This is a genomic window from Rhodococcus sp. 14-1411-2a (genome assembly GCF_002259485.1).
Taxonomy (GTDB): domain Bacteria; phylum Actinomycetota; class Actinomycetes; order Mycobacteriales; family Mycobacteriaceae; genus Rhodococcoides.
Map to the genome: position 1 here is coordinate 55,699 of NZ_NPGA01000007.1, position 21,047 is coordinate 76,745.

A 21,047-nucleotide genomic window follows, 5' to 3' on the forward strand; every position below is an offset into this window, starting at 1 on the left:
AGTCCGTCGATCACGATTCCGATCGATCCCGAGCCAGGATGCGTTCGAGGTAATCGAGATCCTCGCGGAGCATCGAGATCGCACGTTCGGGCCCCTCGGGTACGAGAGGCGTTCCGCTGTCCTGGACGACGGTCCGCAATGCCATGTCGGCGAGTTGAGTGGCCACACTCCGATCGGCGTCCGGGTCACCGCTCTGATGCCACCAGGCGACCCAGTTGAGCATGCCGATGATGCCGAGTGCTGCTGTGCGCGGGTCGACAGGCCTGAATTCCCCTGCCCTGACGCCATTTTCGACGACCGTCACGAACTCCTTGAGCACGTGCCTGCGACTCTGCTGGTACGTCCGCGAAATCTCCTCGGGCAGATCGGCTTCCGACCTGATGATGAGCTTGAAGCGGTCGGCGGTTTCGGCCTGGTTCAGGGCGATCGCGGTGGCCATCTTGCGTAGCTTCTCGGTAGGGCCGAGATCGGATCGCGCATTGATCTCGTGCAGAACTGCGGCCGGGGTCTCGGTGCTCTCGCTGATCAGGCGCGAGAGTAGCTCGTCCTTGTTCGCGACATAGTGATACAGCGCCGGGCGGGTCAGACCGGTCGCGTCCGCGATGTCCTGCAGTGTGGTGCTGGCAAAACCCTTCTCGGCGAACAATCGCGTGGCCTGGTCGAGAATTTGCTTCTCGACCAGCTCCCGACGCGGATTGCGCGCCGATCCTCGTGGTGAGTCCTCGCGTGTCATGACCGAAGAATAACCGTCACCGTCGTCGAGAACCGACAAACACGAGGTGGGTACGCGCACTGACCAGACCTGCCACCGCATCGGACAAACACTCCTCCGGCACGTCGACGACGACGAGCGCACCGGTGCTGCGCATCATTCGCTCCGCGACATCGAGTCGGGTCAGGACGTGATCACGCTCGCCGGACCCCGTCAACCACACCGTGGAACTTGCCCTGGACTCGTCGACGATGGCCGTCGCCTTCTCGTTCCACGCAGATTCGACGTCGACGGAGACCACCGTCGTCGTCGGGTCTTCGCGCAGATCGGGCGGGGCGAATCGATCGGAAAACGACCGCCCACCGTGTTCGATGCGCCGCGAGAGGATCCAGCGGGACACATCGGCAGGAACCTCCGAGTCCGCGGGAACCCGCGCGTAGCTCGCGATTCCCTTCCACGCCACCTCGGGAGCAGATTCGAGGAATCGCTCGAGACCGACCTTTCCGGCGCGCGTCATGTACGCCACCATCAGTTGGTCCACGGGCAGATCCATGCGCTGCGGAAAGGACTCCCACCACTGTTCACTTCGCACGGCAATCTGCTGAAGGTGTTCGACCGCGGGGCGACGCACCCGTTCGTACTCGGTGAGGGCATCGCCGACGGTCGCAGCCGACGCCAGTGCCGCATCGAGGGCGATGGCGTCCTCCATCGCCAGCTTCGTTCCCGATCCGATCGAATAGTGCGCAGTGTGCGCGGCGTCTCCGAGAAGAACTATGTTGTCCACCGACCACTTTCGACACTTGACCGTTCGGAACTGCATCCACCGGGTCCGGTTTCCGATGAGGCTGTGATCCTGAAGAGTGACGGAGAACGCTTTCTCGAGATAGCGCAACGATGCCTCGTCGCTGTGGGCTGCGCCCGTGGCAGTAGTTGTGACGTCGAAGCCCGCCCGGTGCCAGGTATCGAGATCCGTCTCGATCAGGAACGTACTGCGATCCGGCGCATAGGGATACGCGTGGGCAACGAACGTGCCGTGCTCGGTGGTGACGGGTACGAATATGGCGCTCTCTAGTGCGAAATCCGTTCCACACCAAAGGTAGAGGCCTGTTCCGGTGGTGATGTCGGCACCGAATCGACCGTCGGCCGTACGGGTCGCGCTGTTGATTCCGTCCGAGGCGATCACGAGGTCCACATCGAGGTCGGCGGGTTCGCGGCGTTCGCCGAACTCCAGCCGAACTCCTGCATCGCGCGCTTGTTCCTGCAATACGGACAGCAGAGACGTCCGCGCTATCGCGAGAAGATCACCGTGAGCCAAGCGGGCCGTTCTGTTCCCTACCTGCATCGACATCTCGTGTGAGTACGCTTGAGCGACAATCGCATCGAGTGACGCAGCGTCGGCCTGACGGAGATTCCGCTGTGTCCGTGAGGCGAGGCCGACTCCGAACCCGAACGTGGTGTCCGGTGAACTCTGTTCGTAGACGGTGATCTCCGCCTTGGGATTGGACAGTTTCAGCAGCCGTGCGGCGTAGAGGCCGCCGGGGCCCCCGCCGATGACTGCGACGCGGTCGAGTTTCATGGTTGCCTCTCGAGCTTCGCGGCGATGTCCAGCCGCAAACGCTTCTTGTCGATCTTGTTGACGTTGGTTCGAGGAAGCGCGTCGAGCCATTCGAGGCGCTCCGGCCATTTGAACTTGGCCACACCGAGACCCGCGAGATGCTCCTGCACGTCGGCCATCGTCAACGGGTCCCCGTCGGTGACGAGATACGCGCACGTCTTCTCGCCGAGTCGAGGGTCGGGCATCGCGACGACGGCCGCGCCCACGATCGCCGGATGGTCGAGGAGGAGCAGTTCGACCTCCTCGGCATTGATCTTCTCGCCGCCGCGGTTGATGAGGTCCTTGATGCGCCCCTCGATCGTGATGTACCGCTCGCCTTCTACGACGGAGATCGACGCCAGATCGCCGGTCCGGTAGAAGCCGTCCGAGGTGAAGGCAGTCCGATTGTGCTCGGGGGCCCCGAAATACCCGGTGATCGTGTACGGGCCACGGCAACACAATTCGCCGACTTCCCCGTCGGACAGCTCGATCTCCGTGCCGGGATCGAGGATGCGCACCTCGTCCTCGGCGCAGACAGGAGTGCCGACGGTGGTGATTCGAGCGTGGCGAGGGGCGGCTACCGGGGTGACGGTGAGCAGCCCCTCGGACATCCCGAACAGCTGACCCGCCCAATGGTCTCCGCCGTCGTCGACGCGGTCCATCAGCGCCGGTGACACTTTGGCCCCGGACAGGATCACGTGCCGCAGACGCCCACGCACCCGATCGAACTCGGGACTCAGTACGGCCTGGTAATGACCGTGGCCGATCAACACCTCGGTGGCCTCCGCACGCTCCATGAGGTCCAACGCCGATCCGACATCGGCGGTGGAGAGCACGAGACACGCGCCCACCGAATGCGAGGCGTGCAGACCGCAGGCAATGCCTGCGTTGTGCACGATGGGTATCAGATGGGCGACGCGGCTGTCCGACGTCCACTGCAGCCGCTGCGCATACATGAGTGCGTTGTTCCAGTATTCGGCATGGATCCGCGGAATGACCTTGGGTACTCCCGTTGTGCCGCCGGACAATTGGAACGCAACCACATCCTCGGGAGCCGTCTCGGCCTCGATGGCTTCGACGAGAGCTCGGGCCTCGTCGGGGTCGATGTCGCGGCCGATGTCCTCCAACCGCAGTCCGTCACCTTCGTTCGCCCCGACCGTCACCACGTGGCGAACGGTCTCGCTCCCTGCGGCGTGTTCGTGGGCGAACGAGACCAGGTCGAACGACGGCAGACCGGCTTCGACCACGTGCGCGACCGCGCCCACCGCGGCACCGATGTGCGCGATCTCGTGCATTCGGTGCGCGGCCAGTGTGGCGACCGGAACCAGTCCGGCCTTGATGCAGCCGTACCAGGCCAGCACCGTCTCGAGCCGGTTCGTCATCTGGAACAGCACAGGGTCCAGGCGCACCAGTCCCTGTCGAATCAATCCGGCGGCGATGGCATCGGTACGACGATCGAGTTCGGCGAACGTCATCGAGCCCTCGGCGCTGATGATCGCGAGCCTGTCGGGATACCGAAGTGCGATGTCGTGGAACCGGCGACTCGTGGGAAGTGAGCTCCACGAACCACTCCGGCGGTAGCCCTGCGCGCGATCCTCCGGGTATCCCACCAGCCTGCCGTCCCAGTCCGAGTGGGTCGTCTCCGTGGTCACCGTCATCGTTCGGCCACCGCAGGAAGTAGTCGAGAGATCTCCAACGAATGATCGGGATGATCGGCAGGAACGATTCCCGAGTACACGGCAGTCCAGCATCCCGGGCAGCACAGCTGACGGAACACGATGGGTGTGTCGACGTAGATGGAGGGATCCGATGTCACCTGCGGCCCCGCCGCCGAGGACGGCCCCTCGTAGCGAGCCAGATCCAGTACACCACTCGACTTCTCGTCACCGAGGAGCCGGCCGCACTGTGCGCAGGCGATGACCCGAACGTCCCCGACGGTCACCTCGGACAGGTTGTCGTCGAGACGTCTTGCCAGCGAGAGATCCATGGTGGGAGCGTCGGAGTGCTGGGTGGAACGCGTGCGCCGTTCGTCGATCATGTCTCGACGTCGTCGCGCAGTTGCTGCCTCGTCCACCTTTCCCGCGTCGATGACCACGCCGTAAACGACGTTCGCCCCCTCTGCGGTGACCTTGCCCTCGCGTAGGTCCACGACCACAGCCGCCGGATCGCGATGCAACGGATCTCCGTAGCCGCCGCCTCCCTGCCAATGCATGTACAGCACCTCACCGGGAGCGACATAGCTTTCGGCGTAGCACGCGCCGAATTCCTTTCCGCCGCCAAGATCTTCGAGGGCTCCGGGAATCTTTCCCGCTGCGAACTGCTCGATGACGTCGGTACTGCGCGCCAGAATTTCGAGTCCGGTGTTGCCGGGGTACCCGCCGGCCAGGCCGTTGTTCTGCGCCACGGCTTTACCCGCCGAGGCGAGGACGAGGCCCATCGGGAGCGAGGTGCCGTACGGCGTCACAGCGAGCGATGCACTGACGCCACCGCGTTGACGACCGGGTCCACCCGAGTCGGGCTCCTCACGACGCCACAGTGTGAGCAGCGGGTAGAGGAACTCGGTCATTTCCGTATCGGGGATGCGCCCCATCGGAATACAGAAGAGTCCGCCGGTGTCCATGCCGTCGGCGGTCGGTCGTGCGCCGTAACCGCCTGCCATCGGTTCCATCATGATGTTCAGGAACGGAACGGGTTGGTCCCCGCGTTCGTCGAGGCCTGCGATCACCGCGGTGTCCCAGGTACCGCAGCACGCGGCCTGCACGCTCTTGCCGAGGTCGACCGATCGGTCGAGCATCTGCGACAGGCATTCCGCGATGAGGGTTCCGGTCAGCCAAGCGGGTCCGATGGGACCACGGCTGACCGCTGCCGGGAAGCTCGCGTTGTTGATGGTGCCCTCCTCGGACACCAGGTCGAAGCAACGCATCAATCCGCCTGCGGACCAGGGAATGTCACCCGCGAGGATCGGAAGCAACGCGAGCATGACGCCGCCGCGCATCCCAGCGTAGGTGCAGTTGATGACGCCCGTCTGCTTGTCGGTGCCGGTGAAGTCGAACGTGAGATGGTCGTCGGTCTTGCTCATCGCGACGGTGATCTTGTGAACCTCGCGGTCACCGGTGTGCGACTGGTCCTGGTAGCCGGTGGCCTTCCAGGTCCCGTCGGGGAGCGAGGAGAGCTTGCTGCGCAGTCGCCCTTCGGCGTCGGTCATCATGCGCTTCATGACGGCTTTGACGGTGTCGGCACCGTACTGCTCGATGACGGCCAGCATGCGGTTGCGTCCGACGGTGTTCGCCCCGATCTTGGCACGCAGGTCGAGTCCGACCAGCATGGGAACGCGGGAGCGTCGAACCCAGAGGTCTGCGACGTCGCGTTGTAGCTCGTAGTCGCGGACCACCTTGACCGGTGGAGTCGGAAGCGATTCGGAGAAAACATCTTTCGCCGACGGATCGAACGATCCGAGACCGGAACCACCGAGATCGGGTTCGTGGCAGATCGCGCTGGTCCAGGCGAACAGCTTGCCCTCGTGGAAGATGGGTTGGTAGACGATGACATCACTCTGATGTAGTCCCCCGCCGACCCATGGATCGTTGCAGAGGAACATGTCGCCCTCCACGATTCCGGGGTTGGTGGCGCGGTGCTGCAAGGTCCAGTAGATCGCCAGGTCAACGGCTCCGACCAGCATGGTGTTGTAGAGGCCGACCTGAACCTCTTGTCCCAGTTCGTCACTGATCGCGAAGTCGAAATCGTTCGCGTCGGTGACGATGGGTGAGCCGGACATTCGTTTGAGTGCCTCGCCCATCTCGTCGGTGACCGACCAGAGTCGGTGCCGGATGACCTCGTAGGTCAGCGGGTCGAGTTCGTCGATCTGCTGCTGGGTGACGGTGTGCACCGGCAGCGTCGGCGGGAGCGCGCGGGCGAGGGCGTCGGGGTCGACGGGGCGGGACGAGAAGATCTCGGACCCGGGAATCGCTGATGTCATGTTCGGTTCTCCTGTGGTCTCAGCCGGCGACGATGTTGAGGTTGCCGAGGCGGTCGACAGTTCCGGTGGTGCCGTGCGGGACGACGACAGTGGTCGTCGGGACTTCGACGATGGCGGGGCCGGCGAGCACATGCCCGGCGGCGAGCTTGCTGTAGTCGTAGATGTCGGTGTCGACATAGCCGATTCGGCCGTCCAGGTTGACCTTTCGAGTGCCGATGCGAGCGATCGAGGCGTCGGCGGAGTCGGCGGACTTCAGTTCGGGGAGGGTAGGCGAGAACGGCAGGACGCCGGTTGCACGCACGCGATAGGTGATTGCTTGGATACCTGCTTCACGGAATCCGCTGTCCTTGCCGTACAGATCTGCGTAACGCTGCTCGAAGAGATCGGAGGCGTGTGCGACGCTCGCCGAGTCCAGCGAGCCCTCGGGAATGGTTGTTGCAACCTCTGCCAACTGCATCGTGTACCGCATGTCGATTTCACGTTCGACCTGGACAGACGTGAAATTGAGCCCTTGTCGACCGAGGGCTTCGCGGACGCGCTTCTCGAGACTGTCGAAATTCGCTTCTGCGCGAGCAGGATCGAGCGGCATCGCTGCCGGGTCGGACAGCTCGGCCGCGAGCACGATGTTCGACGACGCAAGACCGTAGGCCGAGAACGCCGATGCCACCTGCCCGAGCGGAACGATGACCTCCTTGACGCCGACTTCGGCTGCATAGGCGGCGCAATGTGATGGGCCGGCTCCGCCGAACGCGTAGAGAACGAAGTTGCGCGGATCGTGCCCGGCTTCGACGACGGTCTTGCGCAGAAGGTCGCCGGTCTGTGCGTTCTGGACGGCATAGATCGCGGCGGCTGCGTCCTCGACCGACAGACCGAGCGGTTCCGCGATGCGGCGTCGAATGGCCTCGCGCGCACGCTCTTTGTCGAGTGGTTTGCGTCCTCCCAGCAGGCCGCGCTCGGGGAGAATCCCGAGGACGAGATTGGCGTCGGCGTTGGTGGGTTCGGTGCCGCCCTGCCCGTAACAGGCAGGTCCGGGTACCGCCTGGGCGCTGTGCGGACCGATCTGGAGGTTGCCACCCGCATCCACCCACGCTATGGCACCGCCGCCCGAGCCGATGGCGTGCACCTGCAGGGTGGGGACATTGATCGGGTGGTGGTTGATGATGGTGCTCGACGCACGCACCGGCTCACCGTCCACGACGAGGCCGACGAGGAATGTGGTTCCGCCGACGTCGGTGGCGATGATGTTCTTGTGACCGAGCTGCTTTCCGAGTGATACCGCTCCGACCACGCCGCCGGTCAACACGGACCCGACTGTGCTGATGGCGTTCTTCGGGGCCTCGGCTGCGGCAACGGCACCGCCGTTGCTCTGCATCACCAGCAGTGGTCCCGCGAGATCGAGGGCACGTAGCTTCTTTTCCAACGAGCCGAGGTAATCGCGCAACCCTGGGCCGATCTGGGTACTCATGATCGTGGTTGCGTTACGGGCGAACTCGCGGATGCGCGGGCTCACCTCGGAGGACAGCGAGACGAACATGTCGGGGTCGATCTCGTGCACGAGTTCACGAATGCGTTGCTCGTGCACGGGGTTACGGAACGACCAGAGCAGCGAGACCGCGATGCCGGAGACACCGTCGTCGACGAGGCTTCGGATGGCGATACGTGCGGACTCTTCGTCGAGGGCTACGACGACGTTGCCGTCTCGATCGAGGCGTTCGGTGACCTCCAGCGCATGCCGCTTGGGAACGAGACCGTGGGACTTGCTCTGCCCCAACACGTTCTGCAGTTGCTCGGGCGAGCCACCGAGGTACCGGCCCTCGACGTTCATGATGTAGATCGAATCGCGATGCCCCTTGGTGGTCAGGAACCCGACCGGCGGGACGTTACCCATCACCAGAGCGTTGAGCGAGGACGTGGTGCCGTGCGCGATGTGGTGGGTGTTCGCCAGCATTTCCTGCACCGGGCATCCGAGTTGCTCGGCCAACGCTTCGAGAACGTCGATGACGCCCTGTGAATAGTCGGGCGGAGTCGAGGGCGCTTTTGCAGCGACCACGGTCCCGGAACTGTCGTCGAGTACTGCGTCCGTGAACGTTCCGCCGACGTCCACTCCGATCACATAGGTCATGCCGGTGTGCTCCTTAGGTCCGAGTCGAAGACGTCCTGGCGTGTGAGAGCGAAACACCCTCGAACACTGCTTACGTCTGCGTCGAGTATTCGACGTAGACGACAACATGTCAAGCACGAATGTGAGTGCTGTCACCCTCCTCGATACTGCACGAACGGACGCATCGATTCGATTTCCCTGGTCCAAGCAGCTTGACGAATCGTCGCAGACGTCGAATACTCGTCATCAGCGTCAATTACCGAAAGGCAGTTCATGAGTATTCATCGTGTGGGCTTGGTCGTACCGAGCTCCAACGTCACCGTGGAAACGGAGATGCCCGCATTGTTGGCGCGACATCGACATGCCCGGTTTTCGTTCCACTCCTCGCGCATGCGCATGCAGGCCGTGTCGCCGGAACAATTGCGGGCCATGAATGCCCAGCGCGAACGGTGCATCCTCGAATTGGGCGATGCCGGAATCGACGCTGTTCTCTATGCGTGCCTCGTCGCCCTCATGGTCGCCGGGCCCGGGGAACACCAACGGGTGGAGGGGCTCGTCGCGGAACAACTCGCCACGGGCGGGTCCGATGCAGCCGTCAGGTCGAGCGCGGGCGCTCTTGTGGAAGGCCTTCGTGCCCTGGACGCCAAGAACATAGTTCTCGTGACGCCGTACATGCGACCACTCGCGGAGAAGGTCGTCGACTACATCGAGGCCGAGGGCATTCGCGTACTCGATTGGCGCGCGCTGGAGGTGTCCGACAACGCCGAAGTCGGCTGCATCCCAGGCGAACGAGTCATGGACGCGGCACGGTCGTTGGATCTCACCGGTGCCGACGCCCTGGTGATTTCCGCGTGCGTACAGATGCCGTCCCTACCGCTCGTCCAGGCTGCCGAGGACGAATTCGGCATCCCCGTTCTGTCGGCCGCGACGGCAGGTGCCTACAGCCTGCTCCGCGCGCTGGACCTACCCGTCGATCTTCCGGACGCCGGCTCACTTCTTCGGGCAGACGCCGTCGTCACGTCCTAGATCGTCACTTTCGTAGAGAGGAAATCTTCATGTCCGACTTGCCACACAAGGTGCGGGGCGTCGACCACGTCGCCTACCCCACGTTCGATCCGGCAGCAACGGTCGAGTTCTACCGTGACGTTCTCGGGTTCCCCGTCGTCCACTCCATCTGCGCAGCAGGATGGGGCCCGGAGAAGCATCCGGACTTCATCCACTTCTTCTTCGACATCGGCAACGACGACCGACTCGCGTTCTTCTACTACTTCGGTCTCGAACCGTTCGACGGAGGACCACAGGGTGATTCGTACTCGCGCTTCGCCGAGGACGTACCGATCTTCTTCATCCGCTCGCGTCATCTCGCGATTCACGTCGACAGCGAAGCGGACCTGATGGAATATCGGCGACGGTTGGACGGCAGTGATTGGCCCGTGGAGATGCAGATCCAACACGAGACGATCGAGTCGATCTACACACACGATCCCAACGGCTACATGATCGAGCTCACCCGCGCGATGCGTCCGGTCACGCCGCAGGAAGATCTCGACGCGAACCTGACGATCGACGCCCTGATCGACGTAGTGCGCGGACCCGACCCGAGCATGGCGAACCTGTTGACCCGCAAGGCCGAACTGATCGTCGAACGTGCGGCCGACTGGTCGGCCGAGAACGAGGTGGGAGTGTCGTGACCACGTTGTACGTACTCGACATTCCCGAGAACACCAGTATCGCCTCGGTGGCCGACGTCGACCCAGCCGTACGCGTCGACCACGTCGGCCCGTACTTCCGCATAGTCTCGGACAAGGACATCGTCATCGACCGTCGGGCCACCGGATGCAGGCACGCCGTCTGGTACAGCAGCGTCTCCGGCCTGTCGGAGTCTCGAATCACGCAGTGGGACAAAGACGCCCTGCGCGTCGAGCAGTCATGAATCGGACCCGACTCGGTGCTGGACGCTACCTCGATGCGGCCGAGGCACCGACGAACACCGTCACGTCGACGCACGAGCTGACCACTGCCGATGGCGCCAAGGTCAGTGGAGTGTTGAGAACGGTTCCCGGCGCGGACCTCGTCGTTGCGTTGATGCACCCGCGCCAGGATCTGACGCATCACGTTCTCGTGCCAGAGCTGCTTGCACGCGGATACGCAGTGTGGACCCAGGGCACGCGATCGGTGAACAACGACATCTCGCTGGTGCACGAGCAGGCTTTGCTCGACGCCGCGGCCGGGCAGGTGTTCCTTCGCTCCCGCTCTTTCGACCACGTTGTCACACTTGGACACTCGGGCGGTGGACCGCTGTTTGCGTTCTACTGCGAGCAGGCCGGGCTCACGCCCGAGGAGCGGCTGGCAGCAACGCCGGCCGGCCGACCGATCGACCTCGCATCCGCGGAGATGCCCGTACCGGACGGTGCGATTTTCATGGCTCCACACCCGGGACAGGGCGCGCTGCTGCTGCGACTGATCGATCCGTCCGTGGTCGACGAATCGGACCCCATGTCCGTCGACCCGGCACTCGATCCTTTCGACAGTGCGAACGGATTCGTCGAGGCACCGGAAAGCTCTCACTATTCCGCCGATTTCGTTCAGAAGTACCGCGCCGCTCAGCTCGAGCGCGTCACTCGCCTCGACGCGATCGCGCGGTCACGGGTCGCCGAAGCATCCGAGGCCCGACGGCGTTTCAAGACAAACGGCAACGCCCACGACCGTCGAGAGGCGTTGGCACCGCGGATATTGACCGTCTATCGCACCGATGCGGACCTGAGATTCACCGACCTGTCGCTCAGTTCCAACGCCCGCCCCTACGGTTCACTGTTCGGCCGGCGGCCCGATCTGACGAACTACGGACTCGTCGGCTTTGCGCGCTTGTCCACGCCGGATGCCTGGCTGTCGACGTGGTCCGGTCTGAGCTCCAATGCCGACTTCGTTCGGTGCGCACCGTCGGTCACGGTCCCGTCGTTGTTCGTCGAATTGACCGGCGATCAGGCGTGTTTCCCGGAGGACGCGTCGAGAATGGTCGAGGCTCTGGGCTCAGTGGACAAGTCTCACGTGGCGATCGAGGGCACCCACTTCGGTGGCCCCATTCACGATGGCGCGCCCACCGGCGCGTCTCTGGCCGCCGCCGATATCGGTGACTGGTTGTCCCAACACTTCATCTGACCCTCTCGCGAGCGGAATATCATGTCACGTAACACTTTTTCTCCCGTCGTTGCGCTGTGCCTGGCGGCCTTGACGTTGGAGGGGTACGACCTTCTGATGTACGGAACGGTGGTGCCGTCGCTCCTGGCGTACGAGCCGTGGGACCTGGATCCGGCGACCGTCGGTGTACTCGGATCCGTGGTGGGAGTCGGCATGCTGGTCGGGGCACTCGCCGCGGGCAGCATCGCGGATCGTTGGGGCAGACGACGCGCCTTGATCGCCGCGGTCGCCCTGTTCTCGGCCGCAATGGGATGCTGCGCAATTGCACCCTCGCCCGAATTGTTCGGAGCAGCGCGATTTGTCGTCGGCGTCGGTGCTGGGGTTCTGATGCCGACCGCGGCGTCGATGCTGATCGAATTTTCCCGCCTCGACACCAGAGCGAGAACGGTCGCACTGGGGTTCGTGGGCACCAGCGTCGGCGGTATCGCAGCGGGGATCCTGTCGCTGTGGCTCGTCCCGGCATTCGGCTTCCGAGCGATGTTCGCAGCTGGGATGATCCCGGCGTTGTTGATTCTGCCGATGATGATCGGATACCTCCCCGAGTCGCCCGCCTTCCTCAACGCGCGGGGTAGGACGGATGCAGCACAAAGGATCTCGACTCGTTACGGACTCGAGGACACAGTCGAGGTTTCCGGTGGTGAGCCGACATCGACAGATCGCGGAATCGCTGCACTGTTCACCGCGAACCGTGCGCGAGTGACGTTGTCCTTCTGGGTGATGACCCTGCTGTGTCTGCTCGTGTTGTTCGGCGTCGCGACCTGGTTGCCTGCAGTGATGCGATCGGCCGGATACCCGCTCGGTGCCGCCCTGTCATTCCTGCTGGTGCTCAACGTCGGCGGTGCAGTGGGCGCGCTCGGCGGCGCTTACCTGGCGGACCGGTTCGGCATCAAGCCGGTGACGACCCTCGGATTCCTTTGTGCAGCAGTGTCGTTGGCATTGATCGCGACCACTCCCCCGATCGGGATCGTGTACGTTCTGGTGCTGATCGCAGGAATGGGAACGACCGGGACGCAGATCCTGCTGAACACCTTCATCGGTGGCTACTACCCCGTGTCCTGCCGGACCACAGGACTGGGCGTCGCGCTCGCGGTGGGGCGACTGGGCGCGATCGTGGGTCCTACCTACGGTGGACTGTTCGTCGCCGCGGGTGCGGGAACCAGCACTCAGCTTCTGGCTTTCGCCTTGCCGGCGATCATCGGAGCCGGGGTGACGATTCTGATTCCGGCGGGACGACAGCTGCGTAGCAGCCGAGCCTCTACGTCGGAAGGTCTACACCAGGTACCCGAGGCAAAATGAGTGCATTCACGATCGGATTCACTTTCCGGTCCATATCGGGTCCCGTTTCTGCATGAAGGCCATGATTCCCTCGACAGTGTCCGCCGATCGGCTCAGTGACTCCAGGGCCTGTTCGCTGAGTTCCCAGCTGCGGGCTTCCGTCTCGATCTCGCCGTCATTGATCCCGCGAGCGACGCGCTTGCTCGCCTGAACAGCGAGAGGTGCGTTCGCGGAGATGACGTCTGCGAGGGCAAGAGCAGTGCTCATCACTTCGGCCTGAGGAACGACGCGGTTGACCAATCCCCACCGGAGCGCGTCCTGGGCGCTCATGGCGTTCCCGGTCAGCAGTAGCTCCAGCGCGACAGCACGCGGCAGGGCTGTGGTCAATCTGAAGACCCCTCCCGCTCCGGCGATGAGACCGCGCTTCACTTCGGGAAGTCCGAAGGTCGAATTCTCCGCGGCTACAACGAGATCACCGGCCAATGCGAGTTCCGTGCCACCGCCCAGGGCGCTGCCGTTCACTGCGGAAATCACCGGTTTCGCAATGTGGTGTTTGACGATTCCGGCGAAACCCCAGTGCGCGGTCTCGGGTGGAGTCACTCCCGCGGGCCCGGATGTGCCGAGAGCTTTCAAATCTGCTCCGGCGCAGAAGATTTTGTTGCCTGCGCCCGTCAACACCACAACTCGAATGTCGTCTGTCTCCTGCGCAAGCTCCCATGCAGCGCCCAAACCGCGGTGCACATCGGCGTTGATGCTGTTGGCTGCCTCCGGCCGGTCGATGGTGACGACGAGGGTGTGTCCCCGCACTTCGGTGAGTACCACTTCGGACACGTCGATCCTCATTCCTTCGGGCCGTGAGACCCCACAACACTAATTCAGACAGTCACTGTCTGCAATGGTTCGGCCTGTAGCCCGGTCGTTCAACGGCTAACTCAACGCTCGCAGAACGGTGTCGACGACCACTGTCGAGTGGTCAACGGCAGCAGTGGTTCTCGATCCTGAGTGCGCCTGCGAGAAGAGCGCACGCGCCAACACCGCTCCCGTCACGAGTTCGAGCAGTAACGTCGTCGACGTGCCCTCGGGCAGCTCTCCACGCGCGACAGCCCGGCGGACGATGCGTCGAGCAGTGACGAGGCGGCTCTGGTTGAGAGTGTCGGTGAGATGGGACAACAGGTCCGGATTCACCCTCGCGTCGAGAGTCACCCGTAGCGAGACCAAGCCGGAGAGCTCCCCGTAGCCGACGGCCAATTGTTCCGCGAGTTCGACGAGGTCCCCACGGACCGATCCGGTGTCGATCGGCGTCGACAGCGGCGACCGAGCTTCGAGCGCCTGGACCAGAAGTTCTTCCTTGTCGGCCCAGCGGCGGTAGAGCGCTGCCCGGCCGACCTTGGCCCGCCGCGCGACTGCGTCGAATGTGAATCCGCGCCAACTGGTTTCCCAGTACACCTCGAGCACGGCGGTGTACACGCGGTCCTCCATGTCCGCGTCACGGGGCCTGCCCGGTCCGCGGGGAGAATCTTCAGACATGACTGCATCCTCTCACCGGTCTGCCGGCCGAACGCGACGATCACATGCAGAAATCGACGGCAAGGTTCCCTTCGCTGTCCACCAGGTCTATTCGGCGTCCGACGGCCGACTCGTTCTGCACGGACACGAGGTCGTGAAGCGTCGTTGCGAATTCATGTCCAGCTCGGCCCGCTACCCGCGCCCCATCGTCGGTGGCAGCCACGACAAACGCTTGCTCCGGCAGGCCGCTACGGTCGTACGTGACCGTAGCCGTCTCGATGGTCGCCGTTCCCGAGTAGCCGTGCACGACGCGTGCCGGCGTACCCGACACAGTCACCTGCTCCGGGTCGCCGATGTATCCGTCGCGATGAGCTCTCGTGGACAGCAGCACCACGTGCTGGTACGTCAGATAACCGCCGTTTGCATGAACCAATGCGACTCCGGAATTCTTGCGCAGCAGTCGCGTCGATTCCGCAATGGCATGGAGCGAGTAGCTGCTCAACGGCCCACCGAAGAACGAATGTCCTCCCAGGACAGTGGGAGTCGCCCCCTCGGTCAGGCCGAGCTCGTCGGCCAACAGGTTCGGCACGATCGGAAAGCAGCTGTATGCATCGACGAATGCCAGGTCCTCGCTGGCCACCTCGGCCCTCGACAGTGCCCGCCGCACGGCCGCGCGAAGAGCTGGTGCGTCGTCGAACACCGGGCGCGCCAACACATCCGGATTGTCGACTGCACCCGCACCACCCCACAGGTACACGATTCGATCCTCCGCCACACCGGCCTCACGGGCGGTCGCCAAGGAACAGACCATGACCGCAGCTGCTTGATCGACGAACGGCATGGCGTTCATCGATAGCGGATAGCAATCGGACACAGACCGATTCGATGAACTGACGGTGCCGATGTCTTCCGGCGTGCGTGCAACAGGGCTCCATGCAACGGGATGTTCGGCCGCAATTGCCGAGAAGCGGGAGTACATGTCGGCCGATTCGCGCAGCCCCTGGTCTGGGTTCAGGCCACGGCTGTGGGCACGCGCGTTCTCGAAGAGCGGGTAGATCTGTACCGGTGCCAGGATTCCTGCTCGCTGCATTTCGGCGCTGCCGAGGTCCTCGGGCGAGAACGACGGAGGGCCTCCCGGTACGGTCGTCCAACCCGATTCACCGGGGTCCACACCCGCTTTCGTCATGGCACGGACGGAGGCCTGCGCCTCGCCGCCCACCACCAGTGCTGCAGCAGTGCGTCCTTCGGCGATATCTCGACCGACCTGGTCGAGTAGGCGCGCGGGGTGATGCCCACCGATCGTGCTCGAGGAGCTGGATGTGAGGGTGACGCCCAACCTCTCGGCGACCAGAGCCGGAAGATCGGCGTAGTTCCAGCTCGTGGTGCGAACTGCATGTATCGCATCGACCTGCGCGCTCAGACCCGGTGCTCCTGTGTCCTCGATCGCCGCATTCACAGCGCGCAGAACGAGATCGAGCGGCTCGATGGCGCTCTGCGCAGTGCCGTCGCCTGTGAACTTCAGGTCACCCACACCCACGATGACCGGGACTCGTTCCGCATTGATGGACATGCACACAGGCTATACGGACACAATTTGTCTGCAATCGATAACCGTCCTGTCAAGAACAGCGACTCACCGAGTGACCGCCGGCCGAATTCGGAGCGTCCGTGCACCCACTCCCCCACCACCCCGACCTGGTGATTGACATCACAGGGACCGGCCGCTATCTTTCAAACTGACATCAGTTCAGTTTGACGAACGTTGCGGCTGGTTCGAGCGCGTACGTGAAGTCTGCGATCGATGTCGCCCGACTCCACGTCAAACGATGGCTCGCCGAGTTCTTGGGAAGTCATCGACGTGCCCGAAAGGAACGCAGGCATGAATAAGTTCAGGACGACGCTCGTTGCCGTGATTGCAACGGCCACGATGGTAGGCCTCACCGCATGCGGAGGCTCGTCTTCCACCGCGTCCGCTCCGGTGGAGGGCGACTGGGATGCCGTGATCGCTGCCGCGAAGGAGGAGGGCAGTGTGATGCTCTACTCCAGCCAGAAGCCGGCCAACCTCGATGCGCTGACAGCGGCTTTCGAGGCGCAGTACCCGGAGATCGACATGGAGTACGTGCGCGGCACCGACTCCGAGATCAATCCCAGGGTAGAAACCGAGAACCGAACGGGGGCAGGGATCGCTGACGTCCACATGACCACCGACGCCTCCTGGATCGAGAATGCCGCCGAATCCGGCCGATTCTCCACCGACCTCATCGGCCCCGACCTGGATGCGCCCGCTTTCGATCCTGCGGACAGCGTCATCAACGATCGGTTCTTCCTCTCCAGCGCAGCGGTGTTCGGACTCGGGTGGAATACCGCAGCGGTGCCGGACGGCGTCGACGCTCCCGAGGACCTGATCGATCCGAAGTTCCAGGGCAAGATCGGCATCGTCAACCCCACCGGGTTCGCGTCGTACGTCGATCTGTACAAGTACTACTCCAAGACCTTCGGAGAGGACTACTGGAACCAGATCGCCGAACTCGCGCCCCGGGTGTACCCCAGCGCACTCGCAGTAGCGCAAGCTCTGACCTCGGGTGAAGTGACTGTCAGTCCCATGGTTCAGCCTCTCGTCACCGAGGTTGCCGCAGGCGCGCCGGTCGACTGGGCATTGCCGGACAGTCCGTGGGGAACACCTTGGTACTCAGAGGTTCTCGGTGCTTCCCAGCATCCCAACGCAGCGCAGGTGCTCGCGAACTTCATGGTGACAGCCGAAGGACAGCAAGCACTGAACGGCGGCTACGCGGCCGTTCTGCCGGATATCGAGGGTGCAGTCGCGCGAGCCCAGGACATCGCATCGCCCGACCTCGCCGAACTGACGCCGGAAAAGGTCGAGCAATACTCACAGGAATGGCAGACCCTGTTCCAAGGCTGACCCTCCACTGTTACCGAGTTCGCCTGGGCGCTCGACCCACGACATGCACTGTGACAGCCACGCACACCGATACTCCGAAAGTGAGTACGCAATGACCTCTCGATTCGCGGTCTCCGGACTGACGAAGAAGTACGGTACGAACGTCGTCGTAGACAGCCTCGACCTCGAGATCGAGCAGGGCGAATTTCTGGTCCTGCTCGGGCCGAGTGGTTGCGGCAAGACCACGACGTTGCGGTGCCTCGCCGGACTGGAGACACCCCAGGGCGGCTCCATATCTTTCGCGGGCCGGACAGTGTTCGATGCGTCGTCGAAACTCCATGTGCCTGCGCACAAGCGGAACATCGGCATGGTGTTCCAGTCGTATGCGCTGTGGCCCCACATGACGGTCGCAGAGAACATTCGGTACCCGTTGACGGTGCGCAAGCTGAAGAAGGCGATTGCCGACGGCGCGGTCGAGACGGCCGCGAACATGGTCGATTGCGGTGCGTTGCTCGACCGGTACCCCTCGCAGCTCAGCGGCGGCCAGCAGCAACGTGTCGCGGTCGCTCGCGGGCTCGTGGCGCAACCGGATCTGGTGTTGTTCGACGAGCCTCTGAGCAATCTCGATGCGCGCCTGCGAGATCAGGTTCGATCGCAGATTCACCAGTTGCACCAACAGCTCGGTTTCACCGCCGTGTTCGTCACTCACGACCAGTCCGAGGCGTTCGCTCTCGGCGACCGTCTCGCGATCATGAAGGCCGGAAAGATCGAGCAGTACGACGAGCCCGAGCACGTCTTCGAGAATCCGGCGTCGGAATACGTCGCCGCGTTCATCGGGATGGGTAATCGGCTCGAACTGATGCGCGGCCACGACGGATGGGTCACGAGCGGCTCGGACGTCATCGACCTTCAGACGGCCACCGTTCGTGAGCGTGCCGACGAGGGCACTCGTGCCGTAGCGCGGTTCCGACCGGACGACGTGCTGTTGCACGACACTGCCGACCAGGTGCCGCCCGGAAACATTGCCCTGCACGCAGAACTCGTGACGTACGAATACGGCGGTCGGTACTTCGACGTGGCAGTCAAGACCGGCGACGAGCAGTTGACGCTGCGAGCCACGGCTACCGAACACAGTGCGGCGCTGCGGCGTAGCAGGCCCGGACAGCCGGTACTCGTCAGCTTCGCGCCGTCGTGTCTGCGGGTGTACGCGCTGCCCGACGCGTCGTCGGCCGCGAGCTCCGAGCTCGTCGGTTCCGCAGGAAAGACCTCGTGATGGCCACGCTCGTCGACGTCGAACGTCCCGAGTCCACCGAGACGACCGGTAAGCGCTCACTGGCGATCTCGCCGAATTGGCGCGCGCGAATCGGGTACGCCGCCGTCCTCGCCGTGTTGGCCTACCTGGTGGTACTCCCCATGGTGCGTCTGCAGATGCTCGCGTTCGAGGACGGAGCTGCCGGATACCGAAGTCAGTACGGCCGCTTCGACATCGGCGTCACCCTTCGAACCACGGTGGCGTTGGCGCTGGGTTCGTTGGTGATCGCGATGGTGCTGGGAACGCTGCTCGCGTTCGCCGCGAGCAGGCTTCCCGCCAAGCTCGGTTGGCTGCGTGTCATTCCCATCCTGCCGATCGTGATGCCGGCGGTGGCAAGCGTGGTGGGGTGGGCATTCCTGCTCTCCCCCGGGCCCGGTTACCTCAATGTGGTGTTGCGCCTGCTGCCGTGGTGGAGCGGATCGGACAGTGGGCCGATCGACGTGTACACCGTCCCGTGGATCATCGTTCTCACCGGCTTCGGTCTGACGTCGTTCGTCTATCTGTTCGTCAGTTCCGGCATGCAGAACATCAGCTCCGAGCACCTCGAAGCAGCTCAGGTCAGCGGATCGTCCACGGTCGGAATCTTTTTCAAGATCGTCCTCCCGCTGCTTCGACCGTCCCTCATCTACGGCGGCGGTATCGCGCTGCTCCTCGGACTCGGCCAGTTCACCGGCCCCCTGCTACTGGGTGCGAACACCGGAGTCAAAGTGCTGACCACCGAGATGTACCGCCGGGTGTCGGAGTCCCCGTCGGACTTCGCCGCGGCAGCGGCCGCCGGGTCTCCGCTGGTGATCTTCGGACTGGTACTCGTGCTGGCGCAGAAGGCGTTGCTGGGCAACCAGACTCGTTTCGTCACGCACGGCGGCAAGGCATTCGCGCCGTCCACCGGTAAAGCCACGTGGGCTACGGTCACCATCGTGGTGTTCGCACTCTTCGCCCTGGTCATCCCGCTGGTCGGTCTGATCATCGTCTCGTTGACGCCGTACTGGTCGGGATCGTTGTCGCTGAGTCTGTTGACGCTGGACAACTTTCGGGCACTGATGGATACGACGGCGGTGGTGGAGTCGGTCCTGACCAGTGTGCTGACCTCACTGGGCGCGGTCGCGATCTGCATTCCGCTCGGATACCTGATGGCAAACCTTCTCGTCCGCGGTCGTCGGTTCAGAATTCTCGCGCTGATCGCAGACCTCATGACCGCACTGCCACTGGGCATCCCGGCCGTGATCTTCGGCGTCGGATTCCTGCTCACGTACACCGAACCGCCGCTGATCCTCTACGGAACCAGAACGGTGATCATCCTCGTGTACATCGTGCTGATGCTGCCGTTCTCGACGAGGATGCAGATGACGGCCATGCTCTCGCTCGGCAACACGTACACCGAGGCGTCGGCCACCAGTGGCGCGTCGCCTTTCGTGACGAATCTACGAATCATGTTGCCGCTGATGCGTCCGACGATCCTCAGTGCCGTCGCGCTCATGTTCATTCTGCTGACCCATGAATTCGCCGCGTCACTTCTCGTGCGAGCGTCCACCACTCAGGTGATGGGCACGCTGCTGTTCGACATGTGGCAGAACGGCTCCTACCCACTCGTGGCTGCAATGGCACTACTGATGACTGCTGTGACCACGATCGGTGTCGCCGCGGCGATGCTCGTCGGTGGGCGCAACGTACTGAGCAAGCTGTGATGGGCGCGCAGTCCCGCCTCCAGGACAAGGTCGTTCTGGTCACCGGGGCAACCGGAGGAATCGGCACCGCGATCGTCGAGCGTCTGGCCTCGGAAGGGGCCGTGATCGTGGTGACCGACGTCGACGGTAACGCGTGCGCAGCCCTCGTGGCGGACCAGGCCGACAGTGAACGCCATCTCCCGATCGCACTCGACATCACCCGGGAAGATGAGTGGCACAGCGCTGTCGAGGCAGTGGCCGCGCAGTACGGTCGGCTCGACGCCGTGGTCAACAACGGTGCCATCGGTAGCCTCGGAACCGTCGTCGACGAGGATCTCGACCGCTACAACCGAGTTGTCGAAGTCAGTCAGACCGGGACGTGGCTCGGAATGAAGCATGCCGGCGCGTATGTCGAGCGCTCCGGCGGAGGATCCATCGTCAACATCTGTTCCATCCTCGGCAGCGTCGGCGGCCTCGGCAACAGCTTCGCCTACGCCGCGGCCAAAGGCGCTGTGCGCACGATGACCAAGAATGCAGCCCTGCACTGGGCCACCAAGGGTGTTCGAGTCAACTCCATCCACCCTGGCTTCATCGGCACAACGCAGTTGCTCGAACGCTACGAGGGCTCCGAACGTCACAGCGCCATGATTGCGCACACTCCGATGGGTCGACTGGGGACCGGGGCCGAAGTGGCTGCCGCCGTTGCCTTTCTGGCCGGGGACGACTCGACGTTCGTCACCGGGACCGAGCTGTACGTCGACGGCGGTTGGACCTGCGACTGACCGCTCGGGTAGGGCTCTCGGGGCGGAT

17 protein-coding genes are annotated in these 21,047 nt (G+C 63.7%); 9 read left to right on the plus strand and 8 right to left on the minus strand.

All coding sequences use genetic code 11. The annotated features are described in order from the left end of the window. Positions 1-10: 10 nt before the first annotated feature. Genes CH291_RS02200 through CH291_RS02220 form a run of 5 tightly spaced genes read right to left on the minus strand, consistent with a single transcriptional unit; the run spans position 11 to position 8,404 of the window. Positions 11-733: a TetR/AcrR family transcriptional regulator gene (locus CH291_RS02200; RefSeq protein ID WP_255183352.1), complete on the minus strand. Its 723-nt coding sequence runs from the start codon at positions 731-733 to the stop codon at positions 11-13. Positions 734-749: 16 nt separating this feature from the next. Next, positions 750-2,288 (minus strand): FAD-dependent monooxygenase, encoded by a 1,539-nt coding sequence (locus CH291_RS02205; protein ID WP_094671483.1) that lies wholly within the window; start codon positions 2,286-2,288, stop codon positions 750-752. Beyond that, positions 2,285-3,964, minus strand: a complete 1,680-nt coding sequence (locus CH291_RS02210) for a (2,3-dihydroxybenzoyl)adenylate synthase (protein ID WP_068046748.1) — start codon at positions 3,962-3,964, stop codon at positions 2,285-2,287. The genes CH291_RS02205 and CH291_RS02210 overlap by 4 nt, the downstream gene beginning before the upstream one ends. After that, positions 3,961-6,282, minus strand: a complete 2,322-nt coding sequence (locus CH291_RS02215; protein WP_068283571.1) for a hydantoinase B/oxoprolinase family protein — start codon at positions 6,280-6,282, stop codon at positions 3,961-3,963. The genes CH291_RS02210 and CH291_RS02215 overlap by 4 nt, the downstream gene beginning before the upstream one ends. Positions 6,283-6,301: 19 nt before the next feature. After that, positions 6,302-8,404, minus strand: coding sequence for a hydantoinase/oxoprolinase family protein (locus CH291_RS02220; RefSeq protein ID WP_068046742.1), 2,103 nt, complete (start codon positions 8,402-8,404; stop codon positions 6,302-6,304). 252 nt (positions 8,405-8,656) lie between these two features. Between CH291_RS02220 and CH291_RS02225 the strand changes: the two genes are divergently transcribed. From CH291_RS02225 to CH291_RS02245, 5 genes are read left to right on the plus strand one after another with little or no spacing between them, the layout of a single operon-like run. Next, entirely contained in the window at positions 8,657-9,409 is a 753-nt protein-coding gene (locus CH291_RS02225; protein WP_068046738.1) for a maleate cis-trans isomerase family protein, read from the plus strand. 29 nt (positions 9,410-9,438) lie between these two features. Then, a complete protein-coding gene (locus CH291_RS02230; RefSeq protein WP_094669987.1) occupies positions 9,439-10,074 on the plus strand; it encodes a VOC family protein in 636 nt (211 codons plus the stop codon). Then, positions 10,071-10,316 (plus strand): hypothetical protein, encoded by a 246-nt coding sequence (locus CH291_RS02235; RefSeq protein ID WP_068046732.1) that lies wholly within the window; start codon positions 10,071-10,073, stop codon positions 10,314-10,316. The genes CH291_RS02230 and CH291_RS02235 overlap by 4 nt, the downstream gene beginning before the upstream one ends. Beyond that, a complete protein-coding gene (locus CH291_RS02240) occupies positions 10,313-11,542 on the plus strand; it encodes an alpha/beta hydrolase (protein WP_094686612.1) in 1,230 nt (409 codons plus the stop codon). Before CH291_RS02235 ends, CH291_RS02240 begins: the two co-directional genes overlap by 4 nt. A 21-nt stretch (positions 11,543-11,563) precedes the next feature. Continuing rightward, positions 11,564-12,877 carry an MFS transporter gene (locus CH291_RS02245; protein ID WP_068046725.1) on the plus strand — a complete coding sequence of 438 codons (1,314 nt, stop codon included), beginning with the start codon at positions 11,564-11,566 and terminating at the stop codon, positions 12,875-12,877. 18 nt (positions 12,878-12,895) lie between these two features. On the opposite strand, the gene CH291_RS02250 is transcribed toward CH291_RS02245, so the two are convergent. The 3 genes from CH291_RS02250 to CH291_RS02260 form a co-directional block, all read right to left on the minus strand. Next, positions 12,896-13,687, minus strand: a complete 792-nt coding sequence (locus tag CH291_RS02250) for an enoyl-CoA hydratase-related protein (RefSeq protein WP_094686757.1) — start codon at positions 13,685-13,687, stop codon at positions 12,896-12,898. Between the two features lie 96 nt (positions 13,688-13,783). After that, positions 13,784-14,383: a TetR/AcrR family transcriptional regulator gene (locus CH291_RS02255; RefSeq protein WP_094639735.1), complete on the minus strand. Its 600-nt coding sequence runs from the start codon at positions 14,381-14,383 to the stop codon at positions 13,784-13,786. A gap of 40 nt (positions 14,384-14,423) precedes the next feature. Next, on the minus strand, positions 14,424-15,932 hold the full coding sequence (locus CH291_RS02260) for an acetyl-CoA acetyltransferase (RefSeq protein WP_256980701.1): 1,509 nt from the start codon (positions 15,930-15,932) through the stop codon (positions 14,424-14,426). Between the two features lie 309 nt (positions 15,933-16,241). Here CH291_RS02260 and CH291_RS02265 point away from each other — a divergent pair, with 309 nt between their 5' ends. The 4 genes from CH291_RS02265 (at position 16,242) to CH291_RS02280 (ending at position 21,019) form a co-directional block, all read left to right on the plus strand. Next, a complete protein-coding gene (locus CH291_RS02265) occupies positions 16,242-17,282 on the plus strand; it encodes a substrate-binding domain-containing protein (protein WP_068046718.1) in 1,041 nt (346 codons plus the stop codon). A 91-nt stretch (positions 17,283-17,373) separates the two neighbouring features. After that, complete coding sequence (locus CH291_RS02270) at positions 17,374-18,534, plus strand: ABC transporter ATP-binding protein (RefSeq protein ID WP_068046715.1); 1,161 nt, start codon at positions 17,374-17,376, stop codon at positions 18,532-18,534. Continuing rightward, positions 18,534-20,258, plus strand: a complete 1,725-nt coding sequence (locus tag CH291_RS02275; protein WP_082898894.1) for an ABC transporter permease — start codon at positions 18,534-18,536, stop codon at positions 20,256-20,258. Before CH291_RS02270 ends, CH291_RS02275 begins: the two co-directional genes overlap by 1 nt. Next, entirely contained in the window at positions 20,258-21,019 is a 762-nt protein-coding gene (locus tag CH291_RS02280) for an SDR family NAD(P)-dependent oxidoreductase (RefSeq protein ID WP_094686613.1), read from the plus strand. The genes CH291_RS02275 and CH291_RS02280 overlap by 1 nt, the downstream gene beginning before the upstream one ends. Positions 21,020-21,047 lie beyond the last annotated feature (28 nt).

Excerpts from the sequence above, each read along its gene's own strand:
- CH291_RS02200 (WP_255183352.1), bottom strand. The coding sequence starts at position 733 with ATGACACGCGAGGACTCACCACGAGGATCGGCGCGCAATCCGCGTCGG.
- CH291_RS02270 (WP_068046715.1), top strand. The coding sequence starts at position 17,374 with ATGACCTCTCGATTCGCGGTCTCCGGACTGACGAAGAAGTACGGTACG.
- CH291_RS02260 (WP_256980701.1), bottom strand. The coding sequence starts at position 15,932 with ATGTCCATCAATGCGGAACGAGTCCCGGTCATCGTGGGTGTGGGTGAC.
- CH291_RS02225 (WP_068046738.1), top strand. The coding sequence starts at position 8,657 with ATGAGTATTCATCGTGTGGGCTTGGTCGTACCGAGCTCCAACGTCACC.
- CH291_RS02255 (WP_094639735.1), bottom strand. The coding sequence starts at position 14,383 with ATGTCTGAAGATTCTCCCCGCGGACCGGGCAGGCCCCGTGACGCGGAC.
- CH291_RS02230 (WP_094669987.1), top strand. The coding sequence starts at position 9,439 with ATGTCCGACTTGCCACACAAGGTGCGGGGCGTCGACCACGTCGCCTAC.
- CH291_RS02265 (WP_068046718.1), top strand. The coding sequence starts at position 16,242 with ATGAATAAGTTCAGGACGACGCTCGTTGCCGTGATTGCAACGGCCACG.
- CH291_RS02215 (WP_068283571.1), bottom strand. The coding sequence starts at position 6,282 with ATGACATCAGCGATTCCCGGGTCCGAGATCTTCTCGTCCCGCCCCGTC.
- CH291_RS02210 (WP_068046748.1), bottom strand. The coding sequence starts at position 3,964 with ATGACGGTGACCACGGAGACGACCCACTCGGACTGGGACGGCAGGCTG.
- CH291_RS02245 (WP_068046725.1), top strand. The coding sequence starts at position 11,564 with ATGTCACGTAACACTTTTTCTCCCGTCGTTGCGCTGTGCCTGGCGGCC.
- CH291_RS02240 (WP_094686612.1), top strand. The coding sequence starts at position 10,313 with ATGAATCGGACCCGACTCGGTGCTGGACGCTACCTCGATGCGGCCGAG.
- CH291_RS02275 (WP_082898894.1), top strand. The coding sequence starts at position 18,534 with ATGGCCACGCTCGTCGACGTCGAACGTCCCGAGTCCACCGAGACGACC.
- CH291_RS02280 (WP_094686613.1), top strand. The coding sequence starts at position 20,258 with ATGGGCGCGCAGTCCCGCCTCCAGGACAAGGTCGTTCTGGTCACCGGG.
- CH291_RS02220 (WP_068046742.1), bottom strand. The coding sequence starts at position 8,404 with ATGACCTATGTGATCGGAGTGGACGTCGGCGGAACGTTCACGGACGCA.
- CH291_RS02205 (WP_094671483.1), bottom strand. The coding sequence starts at position 2,288 with ATGAAACTCGACCGCGTCGCAGTCATCGGCGGGGGCCCCGGCGGCCTC.